Origin of the sequence: Lysinibacillus sp. FSL P4-0201, from assembly GCF_038593425.1 — a bacterium.
Taxonomy (GTDB): Bacteria; Bacillota; Bacilli; order Bacillales_A; family Planococcaceae; genus Lysinibacillus; species Lysinibacillus capsici.
The window spans coordinates 2,620,339-2,644,508 of sequence record NZ_CP151995.1 but is presented as its reverse complement, the minus strand read 5'-3'; the positions used below and the strand labels follow the sequence as shown (position 1 = coordinate 2,644,508).

25 protein-coding genes are annotated in these 24,170 nt (G+C 34.4%); 16 read left to right on the top strand and 9 right to left on the bottom strand.

Annotated features, from left to right (window positions below):
- Positions 1-8: 8 nt before the first annotated feature.
- The 5 genes from MKY76_RS13325 to MKY76_RS13305 all read right to left on the bottom strand — a co-directional run bounded on the left by MKY76_RS13325 (position 9) and on the right by MKY76_RS13305 (position 5,256).
- Positions 9-1,133, bottom strand: coding sequence for a tyrosine-type recombinase/integrase (locus MKY76_RS13325; RefSeq protein WP_112118499.1), 1,125 nt, complete (start codon positions 1,131-1,133; stop codon positions 9-11).
- 287 nt (positions 1,134-1,420) lie between these two features.
- The gene (locus tag MKY76_RS13320; protein WP_048392570.1) at positions 1,421-1,810 is read right to left on the bottom strand and encodes a hypothetical protein; all 390 of its coding nucleotides are present in this window, start codon (positions 1,808-1,810) and stop codon (positions 1,421-1,423) included.
- A 270-nt stretch (positions 1,811-2,080) separates the two neighbouring features.
- Positions 2,081-2,419: an ATPase gene (locus tag MKY76_RS13315; RefSeq protein ID WP_342556712.1), complete on the bottom strand. Its 339-nt coding sequence runs from the start codon at positions 2,417-2,419 to the stop codon at positions 2,081-2,083.
- 902 nt (positions 2,420-3,321) lie between these two features.
- The gene (locus MKY76_RS13310; RefSeq protein WP_342556711.1) at positions 3,322-4,554 is read right to left on the bottom strand and encodes an MFS transporter; all 1,233 of its coding nucleotides are present in this window, start codon (positions 4,552-4,554) and stop codon (positions 3,322-3,324) included.
- A gap of 72 nt (positions 4,555-4,626) precedes the next feature.
- Positions 4,627-5,256, bottom strand: coding sequence for a LysE family transporter (locus tag MKY76_RS13305; protein ID WP_342556710.1), 630 nt, complete (start codon positions 5,254-5,256; stop codon positions 4,627-4,629).
- 235 nt (positions 5,257-5,491) lie between these two features.
- Between MKY76_RS13305 and MKY76_RS13300 the strand changes: the two genes are divergently transcribed.
- The 3 genes from MKY76_RS13300 to MKY76_RS13290 all read left to right on the top strand — a co-directional run bounded on the left by MKY76_RS13300 (position 5,492) and on the right by MKY76_RS13290 (position 8,571).
- Complete coding sequence (locus MKY76_RS13300; protein ID WP_342557907.1) at positions 5,492-6,172, top strand: TraR/DksA C4-type zinc finger protein; 681 nt, start codon at positions 5,492-5,494, stop codon at positions 6,170-6,172.
- A 641-nt stretch (positions 6,173-6,813) separates the two neighbouring features.
- Positions 6,814-8,172, top strand: a complete 1,359-nt coding sequence (locus tag MKY76_RS13295) for an aspartate aminotransferase family protein (RefSeq protein ID WP_054550361.1) — start codon at positions 6,814-6,816, stop codon at positions 8,170-8,172.
- A 210-nt stretch (positions 8,173-8,382) separates the two neighbouring features.
- On the top strand, positions 8,383-8,571 hold the full coding sequence (locus MKY76_RS13290) for a hypothetical protein (protein ID WP_054550360.1): 189 nt from the start codon (positions 8,383-8,385) through the stop codon (positions 8,569-8,571).
- 521 nt (positions 8,572-9,092) lie between these two features.
- Here the strand turns inward: MKY76_RS13290 and catA are convergent.
- Positions 9,093-9,743 carry a type A chloramphenicol O-acetyltransferase gene (gene catA, locus MKY76_RS13285; RefSeq protein ID WP_054550359.1) on the bottom strand — a complete coding sequence of 217 codons (651 nt, stop codon included), beginning with the start codon at positions 9,741-9,743 and terminating at the stop codon, positions 9,093-9,095.
- Between the two features lie 485 nt (positions 9,744-10,228).
- Between catA and MKY76_RS13280 the strand changes: the two genes are divergently transcribed.
- From MKY76_RS13280 to MKY76_RS13230, 11 genes are all read left to right on the top strand, one after another.
- Complete coding sequence (locus tag MKY76_RS13280; protein WP_342556709.1) at positions 10,229-10,405, top strand: hypothetical protein; 177 nt, start codon at positions 10,229-10,231, stop codon at positions 10,403-10,405.
- Between the two features lie 203 nt (positions 10,406-10,608).
- Complete coding sequence (locus MKY76_RS13275) at positions 10,609-11,112, top strand: hypothetical protein (RefSeq protein ID WP_281216338.1); 504 nt, start codon at positions 10,609-10,611, stop codon at positions 11,110-11,112.
- Positions 11,113-11,823: 711 nt separating this feature from the next.
- Positions 11,824-12,249 (top strand): thioesterase family protein, encoded by a 426-nt coding sequence (locus tag MKY76_RS13270; RefSeq protein WP_004225136.1) that lies wholly within the window; start codon positions 11,824-11,826, stop codon positions 12,247-12,249.
- An 11-nt stretch (positions 12,250-12,260) separates the two neighbouring features.
- A complete protein-coding gene (locus MKY76_RS13265) occupies positions 12,261-12,635 on the top strand; it encodes a DUF423 domain-containing protein (RefSeq protein WP_048392583.1) in 375 nt (124 codons plus the stop codon).
- A 163-nt stretch (positions 12,636-12,798) separates the two neighbouring features.
- Positions 12,799-14,130: an SPFH domain-containing protein gene (locus MKY76_RS13260; RefSeq protein ID WP_048392584.1), complete on the top strand. Its 1,332-nt coding sequence runs from the start codon at positions 12,799-12,801 to the stop codon at positions 14,128-14,130.
- A 14-nt stretch (positions 14,131-14,144) separates the two neighbouring features.
- Positions 14,145-15,248: a hypothetical protein gene (locus tag MKY76_RS13255; protein WP_048392586.1), complete on the top strand. Its 1,104-nt coding sequence runs from the start codon at positions 14,145-14,147 to the stop codon at positions 15,246-15,248.
- A gap of 443 nt (positions 15,249-15,691) precedes the next feature.
- On the top strand, positions 15,692-16,897 hold the full coding sequence (locus MKY76_RS13250; protein WP_036076413.1) for an EAL-associated domain-containing protein: 1,206 nt from the start codon (positions 15,692-15,694) through the stop codon (positions 16,895-16,897).
- Between the two features lie 325 nt (positions 16,898-17,222).
- The gene (locus MKY76_RS13245; RefSeq protein ID WP_342556708.1) at positions 17,223-17,867 is read left to right on the top strand and encodes a copper amine oxidase N-terminal domain-containing protein; all 645 of its coding nucleotides are present in this window, start codon (positions 17,223-17,225) and stop codon (positions 17,865-17,867) included.
- Between the two features lie 17 nt (positions 17,868-17,884).
- The gene (locus tag MKY76_RS13240) at positions 17,885-18,142 is read left to right on the top strand and encodes a hypothetical protein (protein WP_054550292.1); all 258 of its coding nucleotides are present in this window, start codon (positions 17,885-17,887) and stop codon (positions 18,140-18,142) included.
- 28 nt (positions 18,143-18,170) lie between these two features.
- Entirely contained in the window at positions 18,171-19,076 is a 906-nt protein-coding gene (locus tag MKY76_RS13235) for an FAD:protein FMN transferase (protein WP_066037293.1), read from the top strand.
- Positions 19,066-19,620, top strand: coding sequence for a ferric reductase-like transmembrane domain-containing protein (locus tag MKY76_RS13230; protein ID WP_036076409.1), 555 nt, complete (start codon positions 19,066-19,068; stop codon positions 19,618-19,620). The genes MKY76_RS13235 and MKY76_RS13230 overlap by 11 nt, the downstream gene beginning before the upstream one ends.
- Positions 19,621-19,761: 141 nt before the next feature.
- Here the strand turns inward: MKY76_RS13230 and MKY76_RS13225 are convergent, their stop codons facing one another.
- Complete coding sequence (locus MKY76_RS13225) at positions 19,762-20,904, bottom strand: HAMP domain-containing sensor histidine kinase (protein WP_244205574.1); 1,143 nt, start codon at positions 20,902-20,904, stop codon at positions 19,762-19,764.
- Between the two features lie 106 nt (positions 20,905-21,010).
- A complete protein-coding gene (locus MKY76_RS13220) occupies positions 21,011-21,676 on the bottom strand; it encodes a response regulator transcription factor (protein ID WP_036076407.1) in 666 nt (221 codons plus the stop codon).
- Between the two features lie 217 nt (positions 21,677-21,893).
- On the opposite strand from MKY76_RS13220, the gene MKY76_RS13215 reads away from it, so the two are divergent.
- A complete protein-coding gene (locus tag MKY76_RS13215) occupies positions 21,894-22,442 on the top strand; it encodes a hypothetical protein (RefSeq protein ID WP_054550288.1) in 549 nt (182 codons plus the stop codon).
- A 708-nt stretch (positions 22,443-23,150) separates the two neighbouring features.
- Complete coding sequence (locus MKY76_RS13210) at positions 23,151-23,543, top strand: RidA family protein (protein ID WP_036076405.1); 393 nt, start codon at positions 23,151-23,153, stop codon at positions 23,541-23,543.
- Positions 23,544-23,596: 53 nt separating this feature from the next.
- On the opposite strand, the gene MKY76_RS13205 is transcribed toward MKY76_RS13210, so the two are convergent.
- Positions 23,597-23,842, bottom strand: a complete 246-nt coding sequence (locus tag MKY76_RS13205; protein ID WP_048392591.1) for a hypothetical protein — start codon at positions 23,840-23,842, stop codon at positions 23,597-23,599.
- Positions 23,843-24,170 lie beyond the last annotated feature (328 nt).

Genomic DNA, 24,170 nt, shown 5'->3' with positions numbered 1-24,170 from the left:
AACTCCTTTTAGTCATTTTTCTTTAGGTTAAATGCAAATTGTGCCTTATTCCAATCTTCTCGAATATCTTCGTCAGAAGGATGTAAATATAAGTTCATTGTTGTTTGGATATGAGCGTGTCCTAATCGTTCTTGCACTTGTTTGATATCCTTTGTTTGCTGATAGTAAATTGTAGCGTGTGTATGCCGAAATAGGTGAGGGTGTAGCTTTTTTATTCCTGTTTTCTTTTTTAAACGCTTAAATAGAGATTCTACATCCAAATAATCCATTGGTTTCCCGACATTTCCACCTCGTATTTTCACAAAAACAAAGTTTGAATCTAAATCTAATTCATCCAACACTTCGTACAAATAATCATCGTATAAATCCATTAAGGATTGTGACACGTATATCTCTCTTTCTCCGGTTTTTAACTTAGCGCCATTCTCCAATTCCCCTCGCTCAACAAGGCGAATTCGATGTCCTTTTTGAAAGTCAAATTTAAAATCCTCCATAAAGAGACCTATAGCTTCACCAATACGAAATCCCGTTTCATATAACAATTGAATCAGGAACTTATCTCGGATATTCGTAGTTGCTTGCAATACTTGTTGTACTTGTTCCTTCGTTAGTGTATTTACTTTTTTACGTGGTTCATTTAATTTAAGTACGTTTCTTGCGGAGGGCTTATCTTTAGTAATATGGTGTAAGAAGCTTTTGTAACGTGTGTTACCTCCAGTGAACACTTGTTTCATTAACTTTTCCATCATGTCATTTTGTACTTCTTCATTTCGAAATAAATAGTCATAAAAGTTTGCTATAACTGTGATGGTATGGTTAACAGTTGTTTCTGCTCGTATTGCTATTTCTTGTTTAATCGGAGCGACTTTGGAATTTCCGTAAGGACTTCTTAACCACCCCACAAAGTCCACCAAATCCTCTAATCGAATATGTTTATAATCTTTGTTCACTTCTTTCAAATAGGTAAAAAAATGCTTTAAGGAATAACAATACGATTTCTGCGTATTAGAGCTTTTCCCCGTCTTATCTAAATACTTTATGTATTTCATGGCTACTAGTACGGGAATTCCTTCTTGGTCGAGTAATATATATCGCTTAATGTTATTTTCTAAAATAACCTCCTGAACTCTCATAGCACTTCCCCCTAAAAAGTAATAGTAACGCTCATTTTCTAACAGATTATATTTCGATATGGAATATAATAACCACAAAAACAAATGTATGTTCACTTATATTATATACATATTAGACTAATATTTTTAAATCGAGTTAATAAATCTAATATGTATTGAAAAAGAGGATATATGCTCATATATTGAACATATTATCCTCTTATTAGTTTAGTCTATTTAATGAATAAAATGTTCAGCAAGGAAGAGGATTCTTGCTGAACATTACTATAAATATAATAATTTTTTTATTAATTAATAAAATTTTGAGGAATACATTCACGAACACCAGAATTTCTCAATGAGTTAAATAAAGCTGCACTGATTCTTAAAATAACAAAGTTATCAGTGCCATTTTCTAATTCATAGATCACAAAGTATGAATTATCGACTGTAAAAATACATTTTCGTTCTAATTCAAATCCAGGTGGTACAGGAGGAAGATTAAAACGTGGTACAACTAGAGGTGTATCTCCTTCATCTCTGATAAAATCGAAAGTTTGTTGGTCAATCTCATAGATATTAACTGGATCAATCTCCACACCTTTTTCTGGAATTGTAATTTCATCTTCAACTAATACGAAAAAGCGTTCGTTTCGAAAATTGAAAAGACCTCTCGCCCCTATTTCAAATGATGCCATTTTATATTCACCTCCTATTCTCTAAATATCTTATTCATATCAAATACAGTTGTTTGGACATTAAGGAGGGGGAGTGAAGAATAGTTTCTGGTCTGAAGTCATTAGAAGCTAATAGTAGGGTGAGATAGATTTACAATTTCGGATATGAATGGGGATTAACTGGACAATTTGAAGTTCATGTCAGAAAGAAAATGTGCTGGAGAGGTAAATGAATGAATATGGAAAGCCCTATACACTGGTATAGGGCTTTTATAATCTTAACATTAAATTCTAAAGAATCTGTGTTAATTCTGAGTTCACAAACCGTTGGGCAGCAATAATTACACCTGAAGCTGTTCGTCCATAAACGCTATATATTCCACCATTTTGATTTGGAACAATTTCAACTTCATATTGAGCTCCAACTACACCAGGCGTTACAAAAGTAGAACCATTCGCAATAGCGGCAAAAGGAGTTGTTGATAATAATTGTCTTGACCCATCTAGTCTAAAAACTCTTACTACGCCAGTTAATAAACCTCCCGTAAGGTTAAGAATTTTGACACGAACACTAGCTGCATTAGCTGGTTGATTTCCTGTATTTTCAATTGGGCCAGTAGTTAAACTCATTTATTTCACCTCCAAATAAACAAAATTTGTATAATCTGCAGATTATATTTTCATAGTATGAAGTATTCTGTATACTCTCTAGTCTTATTAATCATATCTATAAATTAAAGAAAAATGTGGATTGGTTTAGTAAGTAATGCGAAGTATGTAAGTGAAGGTTAACCTATATCTCATGACATAGTACCTTAGTAGAACATCGAATAGTGGAGCTATTGAACAATATGAGGAAAGTAACTAGTGTCACTGGGTTGGTAATGACCCTAAAATGAGAGAGGCAGTGACGGTCAACTAACGCCACAAACGAATAAGTGCTTGCGATACACACAATTATTAATTTGCAATTAAAGATACATAAAAAAAGCCGTAGCGTTTGCAGACGCTACAGCTCGAATTGGTTGATGCCTTTAAAGTCAATCTAGTAAACGTAGTATATCGTAACTTAGGAGGAAGAAACTATGTAACAGGTCAAACAACAGTTACTAAAGATGGCTGAAACAATCGAATAAGCAAGGCAGCCAGTAACGAAAGCTGATAACAATAGCTGAATTGGAGTGATTGAATCAACATTACCAAAGGCATGTGGGCACAACCGTTGTATACAGGAATTACAACGGCGTATATATTCATTAAATTATCGAATTAAGGAAAAGGTGCAAAAGCGCATTTCGATAGTGCATGGGGATCGAGAGGTTGAAGTACTTCAGAGATTGCTTGATGGGATAGCATACGCGCTATTGGAAGTTCATGAAATTATCCAATACGACAACAAATGATGAAGTAGCCGAGAGACTACTTCTTATAAGATATTCCTAAAAGTATTTTTAAGCGGAATTATTTTAGTATGAGATCTGGATAAACTAAGTGCTTTCAAATAAGGTCATTCAGTCTAAAGCTCTTTATTTTTATGCCATTTCATTGGTTTTTTCAATATCTTCTACTTTGATAAACTTTAAGACAACAAACAGGAGAACGAATCCCAAAACACCTGCCGTAATATAGCTGGCATGGAGATAATTTTTCATGACAAGTGACATAATAGGAGGACCCGCTGCAACCCCTATAAATCGTGCCGAGCTGTAAAAAGAGGATACGGTTCCTCTTAACTCTTTTCTAATATTGTCAGTAATAATTGTGTCAAGTGCGGGCAATAGTGCACCAATAGCAATCCCCACTATACTCGTAACGACTAATAAAAGAATCAGTTTTTTACTTGTAAACCCAACAAAGACAATACTGACAGACATTGCAATCAAGGAGGCAATGATTATTTTTTTAATCCTTCCCAGGTTTCCTTTAATTTTTCGACCAGATATAAATGAAGCTATACAAAGTAATAAAAGCGGGATGGCCAGGACAAACCCTTTTTTAATCCCTTTTATATCATGAACTTTTTCGAGATTTTCTGACAAGAAAAATAGCATACTAAATAATATGAGCATCACAAGGACCCCGTTAAGGAATACGGTATATAACCATTTACCTTCCTCCTTGAAAACTTTTTTTGTATTACGTAAAAACTCTTTGAGCTTCAAAGGTTCATCATCATCTTTAGGAGCTTTAACGAAGAAAAAAATAAGTACAATCGAAATCAAACTAAGCGCTGAAATGGAAAAGAAGGGCAGGAACCATAAAAACGCAGCAAATATTGATCCTAAAATGGGACTTAACACTTTCCCAAACGTGTTAGACGTTTCAATTATCCCTAATGTAGAACTTATTTTTTCATCATCATCCTGGTAAAGATCACCTACAAGAGGCAATACGATCGGCATTGCACCAGCGGCCCCAATTCCCTGAATAATTCTTCCGGCGATAATCATTGCGTATGGGTCATCCATTTTCCATGAAGCAAATCCAGCAATCAGACCACCGATTAAAGCTAAAGTTAAGCTTGGTAATATGACCATTCTTCTGCCGAAGCGGTCCGATAAATAGCCAGCTACGGGGATCAGAAAAATAGCTGCGACTGAATAGCTTGTTATGATCATGCTCGACTGAAATGATGTGATCCCTACCTTATCCTCAAGTATAGGAAGCACGGGAATAAGCATTGAATTTCCAAGTGTCATGATGAGCGGAATAGAAGTCAAACTTACAATACACCAGACACTTACATTAACCTTCTCTTGGTCCATTACCACACCTCGACTAATATTCTTTTAAAGTATGGTTTCCTTTCGTGTTCATTTTATGCGCTGTCGGTGGGTTTATTGGAATAACACTTGGTAAGCCTGCTTCCCAAAGTAGATCCCGAAACCAATCATTAATAAGGCTGAGATAAAAGAGACCGTTTTCAAAAGCTGTATAGATAATAATTTTCGAGCGACACTGGATAAAAAGGCATAAATAAAATCTACAAAAATAATGCCCATCAAAATGGCGATACTCACCAAAATGATTTCATACCCTGATGAGATACCAGCTGTTTTTGCGAGTATGGAGCCGTATATTCCTAGCCAGAAAAGGATGGTTAGCGGATTCAAAAAAGACATGAAAAATCCAGTCATGAGGGATTGTCTCAGTCGTGTTCTTTTCCCTGTTTTCGAATCCATCTCAATTTTATGTAGCGACAGTAAATTTTCGATACCGGTGTACAAAAGAACAAAACAGCCGAAGGACCAAAGGATTGTTTTCAACCAGATGGAATTGATAAATTGTCCAATTCCAAAATATACGATAAACATATAGATAATGTCAGTCGCTATGGCACCCAGACTAAAAAACCATGCATGAAAAAAGCCATTTTTTAAACCTGTATTCAATAGGACAGTCTTAACAGGTCCAATTGTTGCAGCCATTGATATGCCTAAAAAGATAAAGGTAAATATAGAATCCATAAAATAGCCTCCAATAATCAAATGTAATTGCATTTTATTCGAAGGCAATAACTTTTAGGACAATCTAAAAGGGCATAAAAAACATGCGGATTTAATATGTCCTTATCGCACGCTAAACTAATTATATATAGCATATTTATCAAAGAATATAGTTTCGTTTTTGTCTTTAAATTTATCCTTTAAAACAAATAATTCAATCAAATTCGTTCATAATAATGAAAAGGACGTGATGACTATTCTAAATGAGAAGAAGATATCAAAGCTAAAAAATATGTTAATTGAGCAAAAACACTCGCTCCAACGAAGAATGGATACAGATGAAGAATATTTAGAACGAGGTAGTTTACGGGATTCTGTTGATGAGTTGTCAACAATCGATAATCATCCAGCAGATCTGGGTACCGAATTATACGAGCGTGAAAAAGATATGGCGTTAAAAGTCCATGACAATGATGAGTTAGCAAAAGTAAATACGGCCTTACAAAAGATTGAGGATGGTACCTATGGCGTATGTGAAGTTTGTCAACAAGATATCCCATATGATCGATTGGTGGCATTGCCTTATACCTCTTTTTGTATTGAACATACTGCAAAAGACGTTCCAACAGATCGACCGGTTGAAGAGCAAGTGATGCTTCCTCCAGTTGACAATTCTTTTGCTGGCCGTGATGACAAGGATGATATTCATGATTATGAAGATATATTTCAAGTTGTAGCAAAATATGGAACTTCTGAAACACCTTCCGATTTTGAAGGGGATTTTGAAGATTATGATGAATTATATGAAGATCCTGAAGAAATTGCCGTTAATGACGAATGGGATTCATACCATATCTCTGAAACAGATGAATTAACACGCCAAGTTTCCATTCAGGAAGTAGAACACGCGAGAAAGTTTGATTATTTAGAGGATTAAATGTGGGATTCAAAAAGATAGGCGCAATTGTTATAAATGAATGCTTTAATAAAATGTTTTGAACAAATGCAAAACTTGCAGCATGTTTTGTAATAAGAAAAATAGGATGTAAACTCGGAGGTAGGTCATGTGGTATTTTCAATAACCTCAATATTAGGGAAAGACAGACCAACGATCGACCTGCACTCCATAATTCTGTTTGGAGCATGACATATAACGTGGTGTCGCTCTATCACGAGTTACAAGTGAGCTCTTGCCAAGAGGATTACTATAATATTTAAGCTTTCATCTTAGGATGGAGGCTTTTTCTTTTGCTTTGAAAACTGCGTCATACAGCCAAAACACTTCGAGTCGAGAGGTCAGAGTTTGGTGTGGTTTTGAGAGCAAATAATTACCAATGCTTAAAGTTGAAGCTAGTGCTCAGGGAACTTTACTTTCTTATTTGGAAATTCGACCAAATTTTTCTCTCCTTTGATTCGTCGGTGTTCTATGAGCATAGATTATTATTATTGATTCACAACAACTACGTCTAAATGTTATTAGGTGAAAAGATTTACAAGATATTAATATCTAATTAAAAAACAAATGTTATTTTGTTTAAGTAAAAAAATTAATTACCTATAATGAGAGGAGAAGAAATAATGGAAAAAAACATTGAAGTTTTAAGAACAGAAGGGGACATTAATTTAACAAAAACTCGTACTTTATGGCAAGGAAAACACTTGAGCAAAGAATCATTTGAGCTTTTAAACGATGATTCCAAGTATTATTTACATCAATCTCTTTCTACTCCTTGTTTAAATATTATTGAAAAAAGCTATGGAATTTACATAGAGGATATAGATGGAAGAAAGTATATGGATTTTCATGGAAATAATGTTCATCAAATAGGTTATGGTAATGAATATGTTATTCAAGCAGTAAAAGAGCAGTTAGATATCCTTCCATTCTCACCAAGACGTTATACAAATAAAGTTGCGATCCAGCTAGCAAAAAAATTAGTTGATATTGCACCAGAAAGTTTAAATAAAGTACTGTTGACTCCTGGGGGAACTTCAGCTGTTGGAATGGCTTTAAAACTTGTTAGAAAGGTAACAGGCAAATTTAAAACTATTTCTATGTGGGATTCATTTCACGGTGCTTCTTTAGACGCTATTTCAGTTGGAGGAGAAGCACTTTTCCGTAACGGTATGGGTCCTTTAATGCCAGGGAGTCTGCATATAGCTCCTTACAATTCATATCGTGGTTTGTTTGATGATGACAATGGTAGATTTAAATCTCTTGACTATCTTGAGTATATACTTGAAAGAGAAAATGAAATCGGTGCAATTATTTTAGAGCCTGTTCGTTGTACAGACGTGCATATCCCACCAAAAGAGTACTATCAACGTTTACGTAATATTTGTGATAGAAACAATATATTATTGATTTTTGATGAAATTCCAACAGCTTTAGGGCGAACAGGTAAAATGTTCACTTTTGAAAACTTTGGAGTTATTCCAGATATTGTATTATTGGGAAAAGGATTGGGTGGAGGCGTTTTTCCAATGGCAGCGATGCTGGTAAAAGGAGAACTTGATGTTGCCCAAGATATTGCACTTGGTCATTACACTCATGAAAAAAGTTCATTAGGTTGTGCAGCAGCATTGGCTACTCTTAATTATATCGAGGAGTTTAAATTAATTGATAAGGCTAATCAATTAGGAAATTATATGAGGATACGTCTTGAAAAGATGCAAGAACAGTATGAAATTATAGGTGATGTTCGAGGAATCGGTCTTTTATACGGAGTAGAATTAGTATTAAACCGAAATTCGAAAGAAAAAGCTATATCTGAAGCAGAGCAAGTAATGTATAAATGTATGGAAAAGGGATTAAGCTTTAAAGTATCCCAAGGAAATGTGCTTACTCTCACTCCACCACTTATCATTAAGGAGCATGAATTAGAACTGGCTATGGATATTTTAGAACAATCTATCCAGGAGATTTTAGGACAGTAATATAGATTTATGAAGAATTTATACAATTTACTAGATTGAAGCAACTAAACATCTCATATGAGGTGTTTTTATTATATAAAGAAACTTGATGTAAACATTCCAAAACAAACAAATGACGATGGAAGTGGGGGTGTTCAAGGCTGTTCTTGCGATTATAAGTGAAAATAGTGTATTATAGCTTTCATGTTGTAAATAAAAAGGACGGATGTAATGAAATATAATAAGACAGTTATGCTAAAGCTTATAAATGAACATCGAACATTGCATGATGAATTAAAAAAGCTAAAATCTGAAATGGGTTTAGAGAAAAATTTCGCAGTAAAGGCATTGTATCATTCATTTGTTGCAGAAGATGGTCCTTATATGAAAGAATATCAGGATTTAGAGCGATTACAATAAATGTAGTGCCACTAACAAAATTGTTGGCAAGATAAGTAATAATTTTTAGTCCGAGAATTTAATACTAAGTTTGTGATTGAGCCATTCATTTTGAGTGGCTTTTTATTCTGTTTTTTTACTGGCAGACGCTATAAAGAACGATAGGAAATACACGTTTGAACAGTTTAGGGATTCTTACAGATCACTAAATTGGGCAAGCAGGAAAATACAAAAGAATAAATACTTGAAATGTATGAAAATGAAAAGGGTAACCGCCTGAAAGTTGAAAGGGAATTGGAAAACCTTAAAACAATGATTGGCTATGCGAAAACGCAGATGCAAGGAGCATTGAACTCAATTGGTATTGGTTAATCGATTACTAGAAAGATATTGTTCAGTAACTTGAGTGGATATAGAAGGAAAGCAGAAAGACAATAATCAGATACAAGGAACACAAAATAAGGCATATATACTACCCTGTTTTCCTACTGGTTAGAAAAAAACACCAACTAAAAGAGATTAGTCAGTGTTTCGTGTTTTATTTATATAAGAAACTCTAGTTTATTTTCTACAAGAGTCTGAAATCTATCCATAAATAGAGCTGCATGGTAACCATCGCAGACAGAATGATGAACCTGCAAGGATAAAGGTAAATAAATATTACTAGTTTTATTGATAAACCTACCTGCAGTGATTATCGGCAAACAATAATTTGGGCTATTATTCACGTTTAAGTTAAAACCAGTAAAAGAAGTCCATGGAATCATAGAAATATTGACGACATTTTCAGGTATCGGTGTTTTAGGAAACAGTTTTCCTGTACCATTGTACTTCTCAGTATCGGAAATATAGTTCTCATAAAACTTTTTAAAACCTTCATCTGTATTTGTATAAATGGCTGAAAATAACTCTGATGTCTTATCAAAGATAGTATACATTGGGACTACCTTATCCCAGTATCCAAACTCTCCAGCAGAATTAAAGTTCATTCTAAAATGTTTATTTGAATTTGCCACGTGAGTAATTAAAAAGATGAATACAGGATAGAATTTATATCCCTTATCTTTTGTAATTTTATAAAGTTCAGTAATATCAATATTTCTGGTGATGCTAAAGCTCGTTTGTTGATTTAAGAAATGATTGAAAATTTCTTTTCGTTCCCAATTATTAATATCAATTTTATTGAATTTCATCTTACTAAAGCCTCCTAAAATTTAAAATCTAGATAATTTTAGGAAGCTAATTTGACTGCTTTTTTCATAAGATCATTCCTTTAATTTTATATAAGTCAATCTTAACATATTATTACGGTTTCGATTATTAATTTAGATTAGCATAGCGAGCTTAAACTGCTAATCAAAAAACTACTGCACAATATGAGAAATCGTCTTCAGGAAGGGCATCTTTGAAAAATTCTAATATTTCTTCGCCGAAAAACACAATAGATAATAGTATTAGTACAATTAAAACAGCTCACTAAAGTCTGGATGTCATCACTTGATACAAGGGTTCGTAAGTCACATAGAAAGCTGATAAAGATGGCTACTAACATTATGGTAAATGGAAATCAAAAGCACCAAGGTTATGGGGCATTGCATCGATGGATAGTCAGTGTCGATGGCACAAAATATATATGGTGAATGGCAAGTTACCAGAGTATCGATGAGGCAGAGACTACATGGACGATACCTACCAAAAGCAATTGGCTGTTCGTATTGATGCTTATATGTCTGATTTAGGGTTAACTTACAAACAAGCTTTTAATAAGGATTACAAAGAGGTGAAGCCTCCACGTGTTGTAGTACCATTCGTAAGTTACGAGGAATGGAGTCAACAATTTAGCGGTAGAGGGTGAGTGTAGTTGGATAGGAAGTAGTTATTCCTAGGAATAAGTTTTTAGATATTTATGTTAAAAACGATATTGAAAATTAACGCTTAAAATCGTAAAGACATGTTGGAAATGGTACGCTTGACATAACAGAAATATAGTAACTATTTCGTACCGTATTGTTAAAAAACAAAATGTAACTTCGTAGCTTAGGAATGGATGTGTGAAATATGGACAAAAGAAATTCAATAATGGAAACATATTTTAATACAAAGGATATTGCTAAACGTAATGTATTATTAAAACAAATAGTATTTGACTTGCCTGAGAACGGAAAGGACTTTTTTCTCAAAGTATATAAAAAAGAGAGATATTTGGATATGCGGCTAACTGCGATTAGAGGATATGCTGCCTATGCAAGCGAAGAAGAAGTTGCGATTTTAATGAAAAAGATGTTGGAAATCTTAAAAAGGCGACCAGAAAGTACACCATATAATTATCAGGAATACGAAATCTTGCGTTCATCTTTTCTAATACCTTATTTATTGGAAAAATATCAATATGACTGTTTCAAAAAATTTAATGAACAGTTAAAAAAACAGTACGACGCTATGCCTGAAGTTTTCAAAGGAATTTTTACATGTGACGATAAAGGGGAACATATTCAACTAATTTCCCCAGCAGTAGTACGGAAAAAGATTGAAGATTTCATGCAAAGTGAAGGATGTATCTAATGGATTTTGCACCCAAATGATATATTGGAGATTTATGGATTTTTTTCTATGTTAGTCTAATAGCTATTGTAATTATATCATCTCGCATTGCACATTCAACCTTTGCAAAGAAGGAAGATTGGGTAGGAAAGCTGTTAACAAGTGTGTTTGCTAATATAGGTATGTTTACTTTTGTCATAGGTCTATTTAGAAGGATGGAAAAGAGCGAGTGAATTGCTGTCATATGTAAATGTATTAATTGCTATAGGTTCATTCGCAATGATGTTTTTTATTGCCTTTTTTATAATTTTTGGATAGTCAATAAAATAATAAATGAATAAAAGACAACTCTGTGTGTGAACTGCCCCGTAAAGTTAGATTGATGTTTAACTTTTACGGGGCAGTTCTAATAAAGTGATGAGTGGTTTTTCTCAATCATATTTATCGAAAACTTATAAACTAAAACCTTTTTTTGCTTCGAATTCCATTGTTAAAAAAAATTACATTTTTGATTTCCAGTACCTGACCAGTATCTTTTATTTTTAAACTTTTGTACCCCAAATAAGTGGGGTACAACGGGTAAAAACAGAAAAAACATTTTTCACCAAATATTTTTCTGAATCTAATTTCAAATTTTTTCAAATTACAATTTATTAACTTTTTCTAATCAGTAGAGCAAAAACCCCACCAAATCAACACTTTTACGCTATAATGTAGGACGAGGTGAAGAAAATGTTTGTGAGTGAGAAACAGATTGAAATACGGTATGCAGAGACCGACCAAATGGGCGTGGTGTACCATGCAAACTATATTATTTGGATGGAAATTGGGCGTACCCAGCTTGTAAGTGATGCAGGCTTTGAGTATGCTGCCTTAGAAAAAGATGGCTATGTATCGCCAGTGATGGATTTATCGATTTCGTATAAAGCAGCCATGCATTATGGACAAGTGGCGACGGTGCGCACTTGGGTAGAAAAGCATGATCGTTTACGAACGACGTATGGCTATGAAATTTTACATGAGGATGGCACGGTAGCAGCCACAGCTCAATCCGTACATATTCTTGCGCATAAGGATACATTGCGACCGGTATCATTAAGTAAGATTGACCCAGCTTGGGATGCCAAATATAAAGAAATTGCCGTCGAGGCAAAATAGGAGAACAATAGATGGAAATGTTTATAGCTTTAGGCGCTATTTTGGCAGCTCTTGGTGTTGTTTTAGGTGCTTTTGGTGCACATGCACTCAAGGATAAGTTTGCCTCACCGCACTATGCAGCCATTTGGGAAACGGCTGTGCAATATCAGATGTATCATGCTTTAGGGATTCTAGCCCTTGGCATACTATCCAATGAGGCATTTTTAGGAAGCTCTAGTTTGCTTTCTTGGGCAGGTTACTTAATGTTTACAGGGATTGTATTCTTCTCTGGTAGTCTATATGTGCTAGCTGTGACAGGTGTGAAAAAGCTAGGTGCGATTACGCCAATTGGTGGCATGTTATTTATTATTGCGTGGGTGCTTGTGATAATAGCTGCCTTATCCTAATACAGAAAAAGTAACGAGAACGTTTTGATGATTTATATCATTGGCGCTTCTCGTTTTTTTAGTTGATAGGAAGAAAATGAAACAATTTGTCTGATTTTGCGTATTACATAGTATGAAGAGATGTTAAAATAAGCTAAACATCAATGTGAAGGTGGGAATATTTATGGGTTTATTGAAAGCAGGCGTTGGGGCATTAACAGGTGTTTTAGAGGATCAATGGCGTGAATATTTTTATTGTGAGGCATTATCCTCAGATGTTCTAGTAACTAAGGGTATTAAACGCACTTCTAAACGAGGTTCAAATAAAGGAAATGACAACATTATTAGCAATGGCTCGATTATTGCCATCAATGAAGGGCAATGTATGATGATTGTTGAACAGGGGAAGGTTGTAGAGTTTTCTTCAGAAGCTGGGGAATATGTCTATGATACATCTACAGAGCCTTCGATTATGTATGGCTCAGATTTATCTCATGGCATTATGGAAACATTTAAACAGATAGGCAAGCGTTTTACATTTGGTGGAGAACCTGCTAAAGATCAGCGAGTTTATTATTTTAATAAAAAGGAGATTGTTGGCAATAAATATGGTACTCCCGCACCAATTCCATTCCGTGTTATTGATCGTAATATCGGATTAGATATCGACATTGCCATTCGTTGTCATGGTGAGTATTCTTATAGAATCATTGATCCATTATTATTCTATACAAATGTATGTGGAAATGTAGAGCGTGAATATACGCGAGAGGCCATTGATAGCCAGTTAAAATCAGAATTAATGACAGCGTTACAGCCAGCCTTTGCACAAATTTCAGCAAGTGGCGTTCGTTATAGTGAAATACCTGCGCATACGGTTGCGTTAGCAGACGCACTCAATAAGGTATTATCAGAAAAGTGGCTTGCTACACGTGGTTTAGCTGTTGTGTCATTTGGGATTAGTACCCTAAAGGCTTCTGAGGAAGACGAAGCCATGATAAAACAACTACAACGCAATGCGGTCATGCGTGATCCAGGTATGGCTGCTGCCCATTTAACAGGCGCTCAGGCAGAAGCGATGATTGCAGCTGCTAACAATGATGGTGGCGCTATGGCAGGCTTTATGGGGATGAATATGGCTGCACAAGCAGGTGGAGTCAATGCTGGTCAGCTTTATCAAATGAATGAGCAAAATAAACAAGCGCAAATGGCTCAGGCTGCGATGCAAAATCAATCAGCCAAAGCATCTGGTACATGGACATGTGCATGTGGTCATGACAACACAGGGAAATTCTGTTCAAATTGCGGTGCAGCAAAACCAGCGGAAGAGGGCTGGACATGTACATGTGGAGCGGTGAATAAAGGAAAGTTTTGTAGCGAGTGTGGCTCTAAAAAACCAGCTGGTGCTTTACTCTATGCATGCGATAAATGTGGGTGGGCACCAGAGGACCCTGCCAATCCGCCTAAATTCTGTCCAGAATGCGGCGATGTTTTTGATGAAAAGGATGTCAAGTAAGGAGATGATGACCTATGTCAACGCAAGAAGTTGAACATGTCAAACAAGTAAAGCTTGACTTTGATGCGGAATGTCCATCCTGTAGTGCATCAATTGAGTTTAATCCTGCTACAGGTAAGCTGACCTGTCCGTATTGTGGATTTGAATCTGAAATTGCAACCCCTGAGCAAGAAGAGGAAAAGGTTGCACAGGAAATGGACTTCTTAAAAGCAGAGGAACGTGGGAATTTCAATTGGGGCGTGGAGAAGAAAACAGTTATTTGTAAAGCTTGCGCGGCCGAGACAATTTATGATGCTCTGCAGGTCGCTGACAGTTGTCCTTACTGCGGCTCAAATCAGGTCATGGAAGCGAGCGCTGAAAATACGCTTGCTCCCAATGGCGTATGTGCTTTTGAAGTAACGGATAAGCAGGCAGGAGAACATTTTCAGAAATGGATCAAAGGTCGATGGTTTACACCAAAGGCTGCCAAAATAAGTGCAAAGCCTGATGCCTTTAAAGGGGTATACCTCCCGTATTGGACGTTTGATTCAAAAACAAGCTCCCGATACTCCGCAAGATATGGACGACATCGAACGGTTACGGATAAAGATGGTAAAACGCATACTGAAACAGATTGGTATTCAACAAGTGGGTTTTATCAGGAATTTATAGACGATCATTTAGTGAGTGCCACAACACGCTATGATCGAGACATGATGCGAAAAATTGAACCATTTAATCTTCTTAATAATAAGGCCTATAAACCTCAATATGTAGCTGGATTTTTATCAGAGCGTTACAGTGTTGGTTTGCAGGATGGCTGGAGCCAAGCAAAAAGTGAAATCCATGATCACCTCCATGCGCAGATTACATCCAAAATTCGTTGGGAAAATAGGGCGGATGTAGTATCCAATCTACGCTTTTCCACAAACCATGATGATATTACATACAAATATTTAATGTTACCGATTTGGTTATCTTCTTTCCGCTATAAGGAAAAGATTTACCGCTTTATGGTGAATGGACAAACGGGTCGAGTTGGTGGTAATGCGCCTATTTCACCGCTTCGTGTAACAATTGCTGTTATTTTATCATTAGCAGTAATCGCTCTGATTTGGTATTTCTTTATGTCTGAATAATAATAAACAGTATGCCAGTAGGAGCCTCTTATTGTCCTTTTGGGATACTGTTTTTTTCATAAAATTGTCCTTAAATACTGGGTAAATGACTGAATTAATTGACTGGTATAGGATAATCATCATCCATTATCACGGCTGTCATTGCGTCAAGTTGCATAGATTAAAGGGAGAGTAAAATATCAGAACAGCCTTGGTTGGACAAAAGCATAACGTTGCAAGATGGTGTAACAAGCAACCTACTATGTAGGAAAGTCGTTAGAAATAATGCAATTATGGTGGTTAAAAATTAGGACGGATTTCCTTTAATGATGAGAAGTGAAGTTGCGATTTTACTTTAAACAACTTATTATACAGTCAGAGAGCATTTTTTAAGCTAGTCATGATAAATGTAATGTTATTTTTGAATAACAATGAAAACGTTATTCATATTGGAGGTTTCGATGATGGACGCAATTGAAGTGTTAACAAATTTAGATCAAATACATGGGTATTATCAACCGATATTTAGCGCAGATGCGCATACGGTGATTGCCTACGAAATTTCCGGATATCTACAAATTCAAGGTCAGCAAATTAATTTAAAGGATTTTGTCAACAATGAAGATATTCCAGAAGAATATCGAATTGATATGGAACATAAAATTTTACATGCGGCATTAGCCAAAATTGATGAAATTGCACCAGAAATTGATATTTATATCCCAAGCAATCCAAATTTATTGATGCAAGATTTTGGTGAAAGTCATTTTAATATTATCCAACAATATATAGAGGAAAAAGATTTACAGCGTATCGTACTTGTCGTATCAGAGCATCGTTTTATAGGGGATATTAACAAATTACATCACGCCCTACGCTATTTTACGACGTTTGGGGTAAAAATTGCCGTTCAGGAAGTAGGAGCCGAAAGTCATTTAGAGCATATTGCACTATTGGCACCACATATCTTAAAGGTCAATACACGTGATTTAAATTACGATTCTTGGTCTGCTCAATCGGACATGATTTCTGCCATTGGTAGCCTAGCTTATAAAATTGGAGCGAATCTATTATTTGAAGATATTGAAACGGTTTATCAGCTACAATTTGCTTGGAAAAATGGCGGTAGATTTTATCAAGGGCCTTACCTAGCAAATCCAGCTATGACTTTTGTCGATAAGGATATATTAAAGGAACGTTTTAAAAAAGAATGCCAGCAATTTATTACTTCCGAAAAGAAAATGCTGGAGGCGCAATATTTGCAGTTGAAAAAATTAAGGGAGGAATTAGAGGCGATTGTTCACCGTGTGAAACCAACAAGCGACAATGTCTCCCATTTAGAGTACTTAGCTGAATTATTGGATAACTACTCCTTCCGTCTCTATATTTGTAATGAGGATGGGTTCCAGTTAACGCCTAACGTTATGCGAATTGATGGGAATTGGGAGCTACAGCCACGTGCCATCAATAAAAATTGGAGCTGGCGCCCTTATTTCCTTCAAACGATTATCAAAATGCGCAACGATCAAAGTGGGGAAATCTCTGAATTGTATCGGGATATTGAAACAGGAGAAATTACAAGAACATTCTCCATTGCGATCAACGAGCATGAATATTTGTTTGTTGACCTTTCCTATGACTATCTTTATGAGCATAAAATCTTTAGATAATATTAGTAATTTCTTTAGTGACAATATTTCATGGGTACAAATTGTAATTCGATCTATTTATTTTAATTAAATGTATTAGGTATTATGGGGGAGAATCCTAAAAGCCTAGTAAAATACTGAAGTTGCCTTCTATATTTGCAGAAGGCAATTTTTTTTTGATTTCAATCAAGAATGCTATTTAAATTCTCATAGAAAATTAACTACCTCTATCGAAACAAAAATGGCAGTCTATACATTTGTTAAATTTGTAATGAATGATTTTGTTTTTTCAGTATTTTTTCATTTAGCTTAATTAAGATGGAAATATCATAAAGGAGCTGAAAAAATGAGGATTATCAAAATACTGCTAATTATTAGTTTAATTTGGCCATTTGTTGATGCCAACATAGCAAATGCGGATGATGAAGAAGATTATAAAAAATACGAGGGTGATGTTCATAAAAAGCACAATGATGATTATGATGATGACGAGGAAGATGATGATTATGATTATTATAAAGAAGAGGATGAATATGAATATTATGACCAAAGATACCCTGAAACAAATAGTAATACATGGAATATTTGGACAAGATCGACTTATGTAAATAAAGGAGAGTTACCCCTAAAAGAAGCGAAAGAAATTCAATTAAAACTAGAAAATAATAATAATACAGTGTCACTTTACTTGATTCCTTTAGATGGTGAAATATATGTGCCAGGTAAAATTGTTGCTGAACTTTTAGGTGCAAAAGTAGTTAATTATGATAATAGTAAAATATTAGAAATTAATAAAGCTGGTACAGAACTAATTTTTCGTGCGGGGACAAATGTAGTGTACTATAACGAGATAAAAACACCGATACCAGCTGTTACATTTTACTTGAATGATAATATATATGTTCCAATTAGTGTAATTTCAAATGGTTTGGGCTATGTGGCTGAATGGCAAGAAATGAATAACGCTGTTGTATTGAAGTTATTAAAATAAAAAAGGGAGATGATTGAATGAAAGATCAAAAGAAAGCTAAATGGATATTAGGCACTTCTGGAGTAATATTATCTTCTTTACTATTAACGCAATTTAATAATGTTCCATCAGATATAAACATAGCTGATTTAAATTTGACAAATGAACAATCAAAAAAAATGTCAGACCGAGAAAAGGAACTTGTTCAATTAGATTGGACAAATTTTGAAATTGTTGGAGTGAATCAACTACAACAAAATAAAATTCGTACCGATCGAACTACCAAACGATCCTAAACTTAGTTTGAAGTGGAGTTGAAGTTGCTTGGATACCCTTTCATTAAACACGATGAATACAAACTTTTATATTGAAATTGCTGGAACGCAAAAAATGGATTGGAAAGACAAAGTGGTGAAATGGTTGCAACACGTTGCAAGAGAGTGGTCGAGATTTGAGCCAAATAATGAGTTAAATCAAATTAATCAACTAAAGGTAGGAGAAATAGGTAGAATTTCTCCTGCATTATATGATTGTTTAAAAGCAGCAGACAACTATTATACATTAACTAATAATATATTTTCTCCGTATTTAAAATTACATTTAGAACAACATGGGTATGATCGATCCTTTCCTTTTCAAGAATCAACGTATAAGGCAATACAAATAGAAAAAAAGACAAATAAGCCATTTCTTTTTTTGGATCACAATGAAGTTTTAAAAACGGATAATCAATTAATTGATTTAGGTGGATTTGCCAAAGGATACGTAGTTGAAAAAATAGCTGATTGGCTTAGACAGGTTTCTCCAGAGTTTGGAATTGTAGATGGTGGTGGAGATATGAAAATGTGGTCGTCAGGCAAAAAGACATGGACCATTGGGATTGCTCATCCATTTCATATACACGAAGAGATCAGTTCAATTAGAATTCAAAATGGAGCAATTGCCACATCGAATCGTATATTCAGAAGTTGGAAACAGCAGGGGAAAGAAAAGCATCACTTATTAGATGGAAGAACCGGAGAGGTAATCATTAGCCCTATCCTTCAAACAACGATAATAACAAACTCATTATGTCAAGCAGAAGTGGCAACAAAACTGGCTTTTTTATTAAATGAACAAGAATTACAAGTATGGTTTGACAAACTACAGATGCCTTGTGCTTGCTTAATAGCAAAAGATGATGGAAGTATATATTGGCTGAAAGGAGGAGAAAAATTAGATGTTATTTAGTACTTGGGAATGGATTCGATTATTAGGGCTTTTAAGTTATTTTTACTTCAGTATGTCAATTTTTTTTGGTTTACTAAGGAAATCTTCTACTCTCAAGTCCAATAAAAACTTATACTTTCAATTACATCAAATGAGTGGATGGATGGGATTTATAACTGTTATTGTACATTTACTTTTACTAATGATTGATCAATACGAACCCTATACTATTTCTGAAATCGTATTACCTTTTAGCGCTAACTATCAGGCATTGTTGTCTGGGCTAGGAACCATAGCTTTTTATTTATTTTTAATAGTTCTTTTAACATCAGATATATGGATAAATAAAATGAACTTTTCACTTTGGAAGAAGATGCATTTTCTTGTTTTACCTGCTTGGATATTATCACTTATTCATGGGCTATTCATTGGTACTGACTCTAATCAAATGTTGGTAATTTTATTTTATAGCAGTACGGTAATGGTTATAATTACCGCACTACTTGTAAGGTTGATGAGTGATGGATTTAAGAAGAAAGATCAAAAGCAAGGGGTTAGCAAGTAAGCGATGCATGAATGGATGAAAGGCAGTTTCTCCATGTTAGCTAGACTGCCAAAGTAGCTCAAAAAAATAAACTAGTTGAATGGCACTACTGATACATGTAATGCCATTCTATGGTTTATCCATCATGTAACGATGAAGAGCCTATTTTTTAGTATAAAGAGGAAATTGAATACAAAATGTTGTACCTTTTTCCAATTCGCTTTGAACTGTGAATGTTCCTCCGTGATCTTGAACAATAGAATCAGCTATAGCAAGTCCTAGTCCTGTTCCGTTTCTGTTTCTCACAGCATCACTCCGGAAAAATCTATCAAAAATAAAAGGTAGGTCTTCCTTAGAAATCCCAATGCCTGTATCTTCAATGTAGATATATATCATTTTATCAGTTTGTAAAAGCTTTAGATAGATTGATCCTCTTTGTGTGTACTGAGCGGCATTATCTAATAATATATAAATTAATTCAGTTATATTATTTGAATTTCCAATAAATTCAACATTAGGTTGGATTTCTGTTTCGAAAACGATTGATTTCGGTAACGCTCTTTTAAACTTCCTACTAATCGTTAGTAGCAACTCTGTTAAGGAGATTTTTTCTTTAGTTGAATGAATACGATTTTTGTCATGTCGGGCTAAAAATAATAGTTTATCTAATAGCTCTTTCATTAACTCTGCTTCATGCTTTAAATCTTCAATCAATTCTTTACCGAAATCACTCATATTATTAGCTTCATCAGTTTCTAAAATATCGAGTGAACTATAAAATACACTTAGCGGTGTTCTTAACTCATGAGAAGCATCTGAAACAAAGCTTTTCTGTTTTTCAAGTGCATGTTGAATGGGAATCATGGCTTTTCCTGCCATGTAGTAACTTAAGAATCCAATTATTATCGTAAAAATTATAATTAAAACAATAAACAGTAAGATCATTTTTTGAAAAAAATGATATTGTGATGTGGTCGATTTGCCTATAACAATATATCCAAGAAATTCATCGTTCGGCTGAATGGGTTTCGATAAAATTAAAAGATGTTTATCGCGCCACTTTATATTTTTTACAAAACGTTTAGAAGGATCTTCCGTTTGAATGATTTTTTCTAGATCTTTAAATAAACCTTGATAGTTTTCGTCACCGTGGACTAGTATCTGGTCTTTTGTATAAATATAGTAAAAATACATACCATTTGGGTTAAATTCTAATTTCCCTTCATTATCATTTTTGTGCTCAAAAAAGTCATGATATTGTTCTTTATAATAAGTTTCTAGTTCTTCTATTTGTTGATAATCCATTAGTTGAACTAATGAAAAATATAGAATAATAAGAAAAGCAAAGAAAAAGCCTATAAAATAAATGGAGTTAAATAAAGTTAGTTTTTTACGAGTTTTCTTAAACATGCTACCTCACTCTGTATCCTATTCCTCTAATGTTTTCAATAATGGATTTTGGACGATTATGATCGATTTTTTTACGAACTAATTTTACTAACGCATCAAGGTTGTTGTTTGTCATTTCATGATCAAAGCCCCATACTTGTGTGTAAATTTGTTCTCTAGTAAGAATGATGCCTTTGTTGATAAAAAGGTACTCTAACAATAAAAATTCGTTTTTAGTTAATAGTATTTCTTGATTATCTTTAAAAAGTGTTCTGGAATCCAAATATAACTTTAAATCATCAATTTGAATGATTTGATGAATGGATTTATTTTTTCTTCTTAAAATGGCACGTATTCTCGCTAAGAGTTCTTCCATTTTAAATGGTTTAACAACATAATCGTCAGCACCTGCATCTAATCCGCAGATGATGTCATTGCAATCATCCTTTGCTGTTAGTATTAAAATGCCACCTTCATAACCATTTCTTCTAGCTTCTTTGCACACATCAATACCGCTTATTTCTGGCATCATCCAATCTAAAATGACTAGATCGTATGTATGAAACAGTATGTATTCTAATGCATGCTGACCATTATCTACAGCATCCACCTGATGAAATTCTTTTTGAATGATGTGAACAATGTTTTTTCTTAATCGATTATCATCTTCTGCTATCAGTATTTTCAACGAAGCTCCTCCTACCTTTTTTATATTCAATATAACTAATTTATAACAACATTATGAAATCCACCTGAATTTTTTGTGCGACCAATCTTCTACTTATTCTAAGCCAAAAAAGAAATTTAAATTAAATATCGTAATTTTTTCTAGTACCGTTTTTCAGATTTTTTTCATATTGGTTGCTTAGACTAATGTTGAACCTCAATATGGAAGGAGATCTCCTATGCGATATTTAAAAATGTTTGGGATAGTATTGGTAGTTATGTTTTTTTTGTATGATGTAAATCCCATTTATGCAGATGATATTTTTGAAGGAAAAGATGAGTATGATGAGGGTAACGGTAGACAACAACACGAAGAAGGGCGTTATGAGGACCTTGGTGAATTAATTGGTTGGTGTACATTCATAGGAATTGGTGCAGCGGGTATGATTTTTCCTATTAGAACTTTCTTGAAGTCTGTAACTCGTACTTTCCCACAATCTAAAGGGCTATATTTATACGTAGCAAAGTTAATAGGTAGATATCATATTCTTTTTGGCACAATGGCATTGTTGTTAGGTATTGGTCATGGGATAATCATGTACTTTAATGAGGGTGAATTGGAGAATGAAGGAATTATTGGCTTAATTGCAATTATTCTTTTATCAATTACTGCTATTATAGGAATGAATTTATTCAACTATAGAAAAAATCGAAGCTTGCGAACAATCCATATCTCAATAGCGGCATTAAGTGTTATTACAGGAGGGATTCATATTTTTATCTCTTAATTATGTAAACATGACTCGGCTCATAATTACTAAGCTTAACATTTTTGTTGCATACTGCATTCATTTTCTATATTTGTTGTATAAACAATGCTTAGACAAAGAATCTCTAGTATTTGAGCTTAAAGCAAAAGGATCTCATTAGGGAAGTGTGCTGTGTAATTATATTTAAGTTTATAGTTCTTGTATTGGCTATGGTATATTTCCGTATAAGAATTCTACACCTCAGCATTACTTGCAGATGAATTAAAACTAGCTGTAATGCAGGTGGACAAAACTTAGCCAACATAAGTGCGACTCGACCCCAAATAACAAAAAAACCAGGTACCGCCAAAGAGGGGTACCTAGTTCTTTTATGCAAAGGGACACTTGGGATGGAGTGACCCTAGTAACAATTTCGGAGGTGTAAGGCTAATTTAGCTTTACACTACTATATATATGTTGTGATTGCTATGGTTGAATAGTTAATTGCCTGAGAAATAATCGATGAAATGCAAAAGAGTTTGGGTATTTCATTGATTGTCTAGGATAGAAATGGTAAAGTGAACATAACTTTAGGGCCAAGGAGGAGAATTCACATGAAAAAAAGAGCTATTCGTTTTTTAAGCATGGGTATAGGGTTCTCCACAGCTGTTTTTTTCTAAAATCAACGAACATGGGATAAGTCTGCCCTTTTTTAGAAAAAAATACAATCCTAAAGGAGAAAAGAATATGAAAACTAACATAGTACGTAAAAATCCAATGCAGGTACCTAGCCCTGTTGGGAAATATAGCCACATCACAATCATCCCGAAAGATGCAACAATGTATGCATTCTCTGGACAAATTGGGGTTGATCAAGATGATCAACTGCCTGCAGATTTAATTGAACAAACCACCAATACATTTAGAAATATTGAAGCGCTTTTAGCAACTGAGGGATTGGATGCATCTCATGTGGTAAAGGTGAATATATGGGCGACAGAGGAGATTGATTGGCATCATTTCTATCAGCAATGGGAAGTAATGTTTGGTCATTCCTATCCCTCTATGACTATTGCTTATGTATCTGCATTGGGGCTACCAGATATCAAAATAGAGATTGAACTTTGGGCTGCTAAATAGCCTAAAAAACGACAATATCCATGTGGTATTGTCGTTTTTGTGTACAGACGGTATTACCGTAACATCCTTTTTAATTGTTTCATTTCATAATTTAATTCGTCAATTTGCTTTTGTAGTTTGTCAATATCATTGCTATTACTTTCAATTTCCTTCAACTCATCCTCTAGCGCAAGACCAGCCGCAATGGTCGCTAGAGCGTCTCCAAGTGTTGTAATCGCCCCCGCAATGACAGCCAACTTAGCTGCTTGACTCACGGATTCCAATCCCTCATTATTCCGATTACCTTTATTTTGCTTCATATAATCCTCCCTACAAAAAAGGGTATTATTTGCATTGTATGCTTAGGGTAAGAAACAGGTGAAGAATTTATGGGCATCAAATAGGTAACAAGGAAAAGTTGGATTTTATAAGGCATTTTTTAGAAGTTTATGGTCTTTTCTAACAGGATTCTAATGACATTCAGAGAATAAATAAATATTTTAACTCATGTAAAAATGTGTTGTCAATAATAAATTTGTAATTTTATTAAAAAATGTTATAATAGTCTTACGATCATTTTTTTATAAACGTATTTCGAATTCCGATGTCCTATTTTGCAGAAAGAATTTGGATACGTTTTTTTATTTT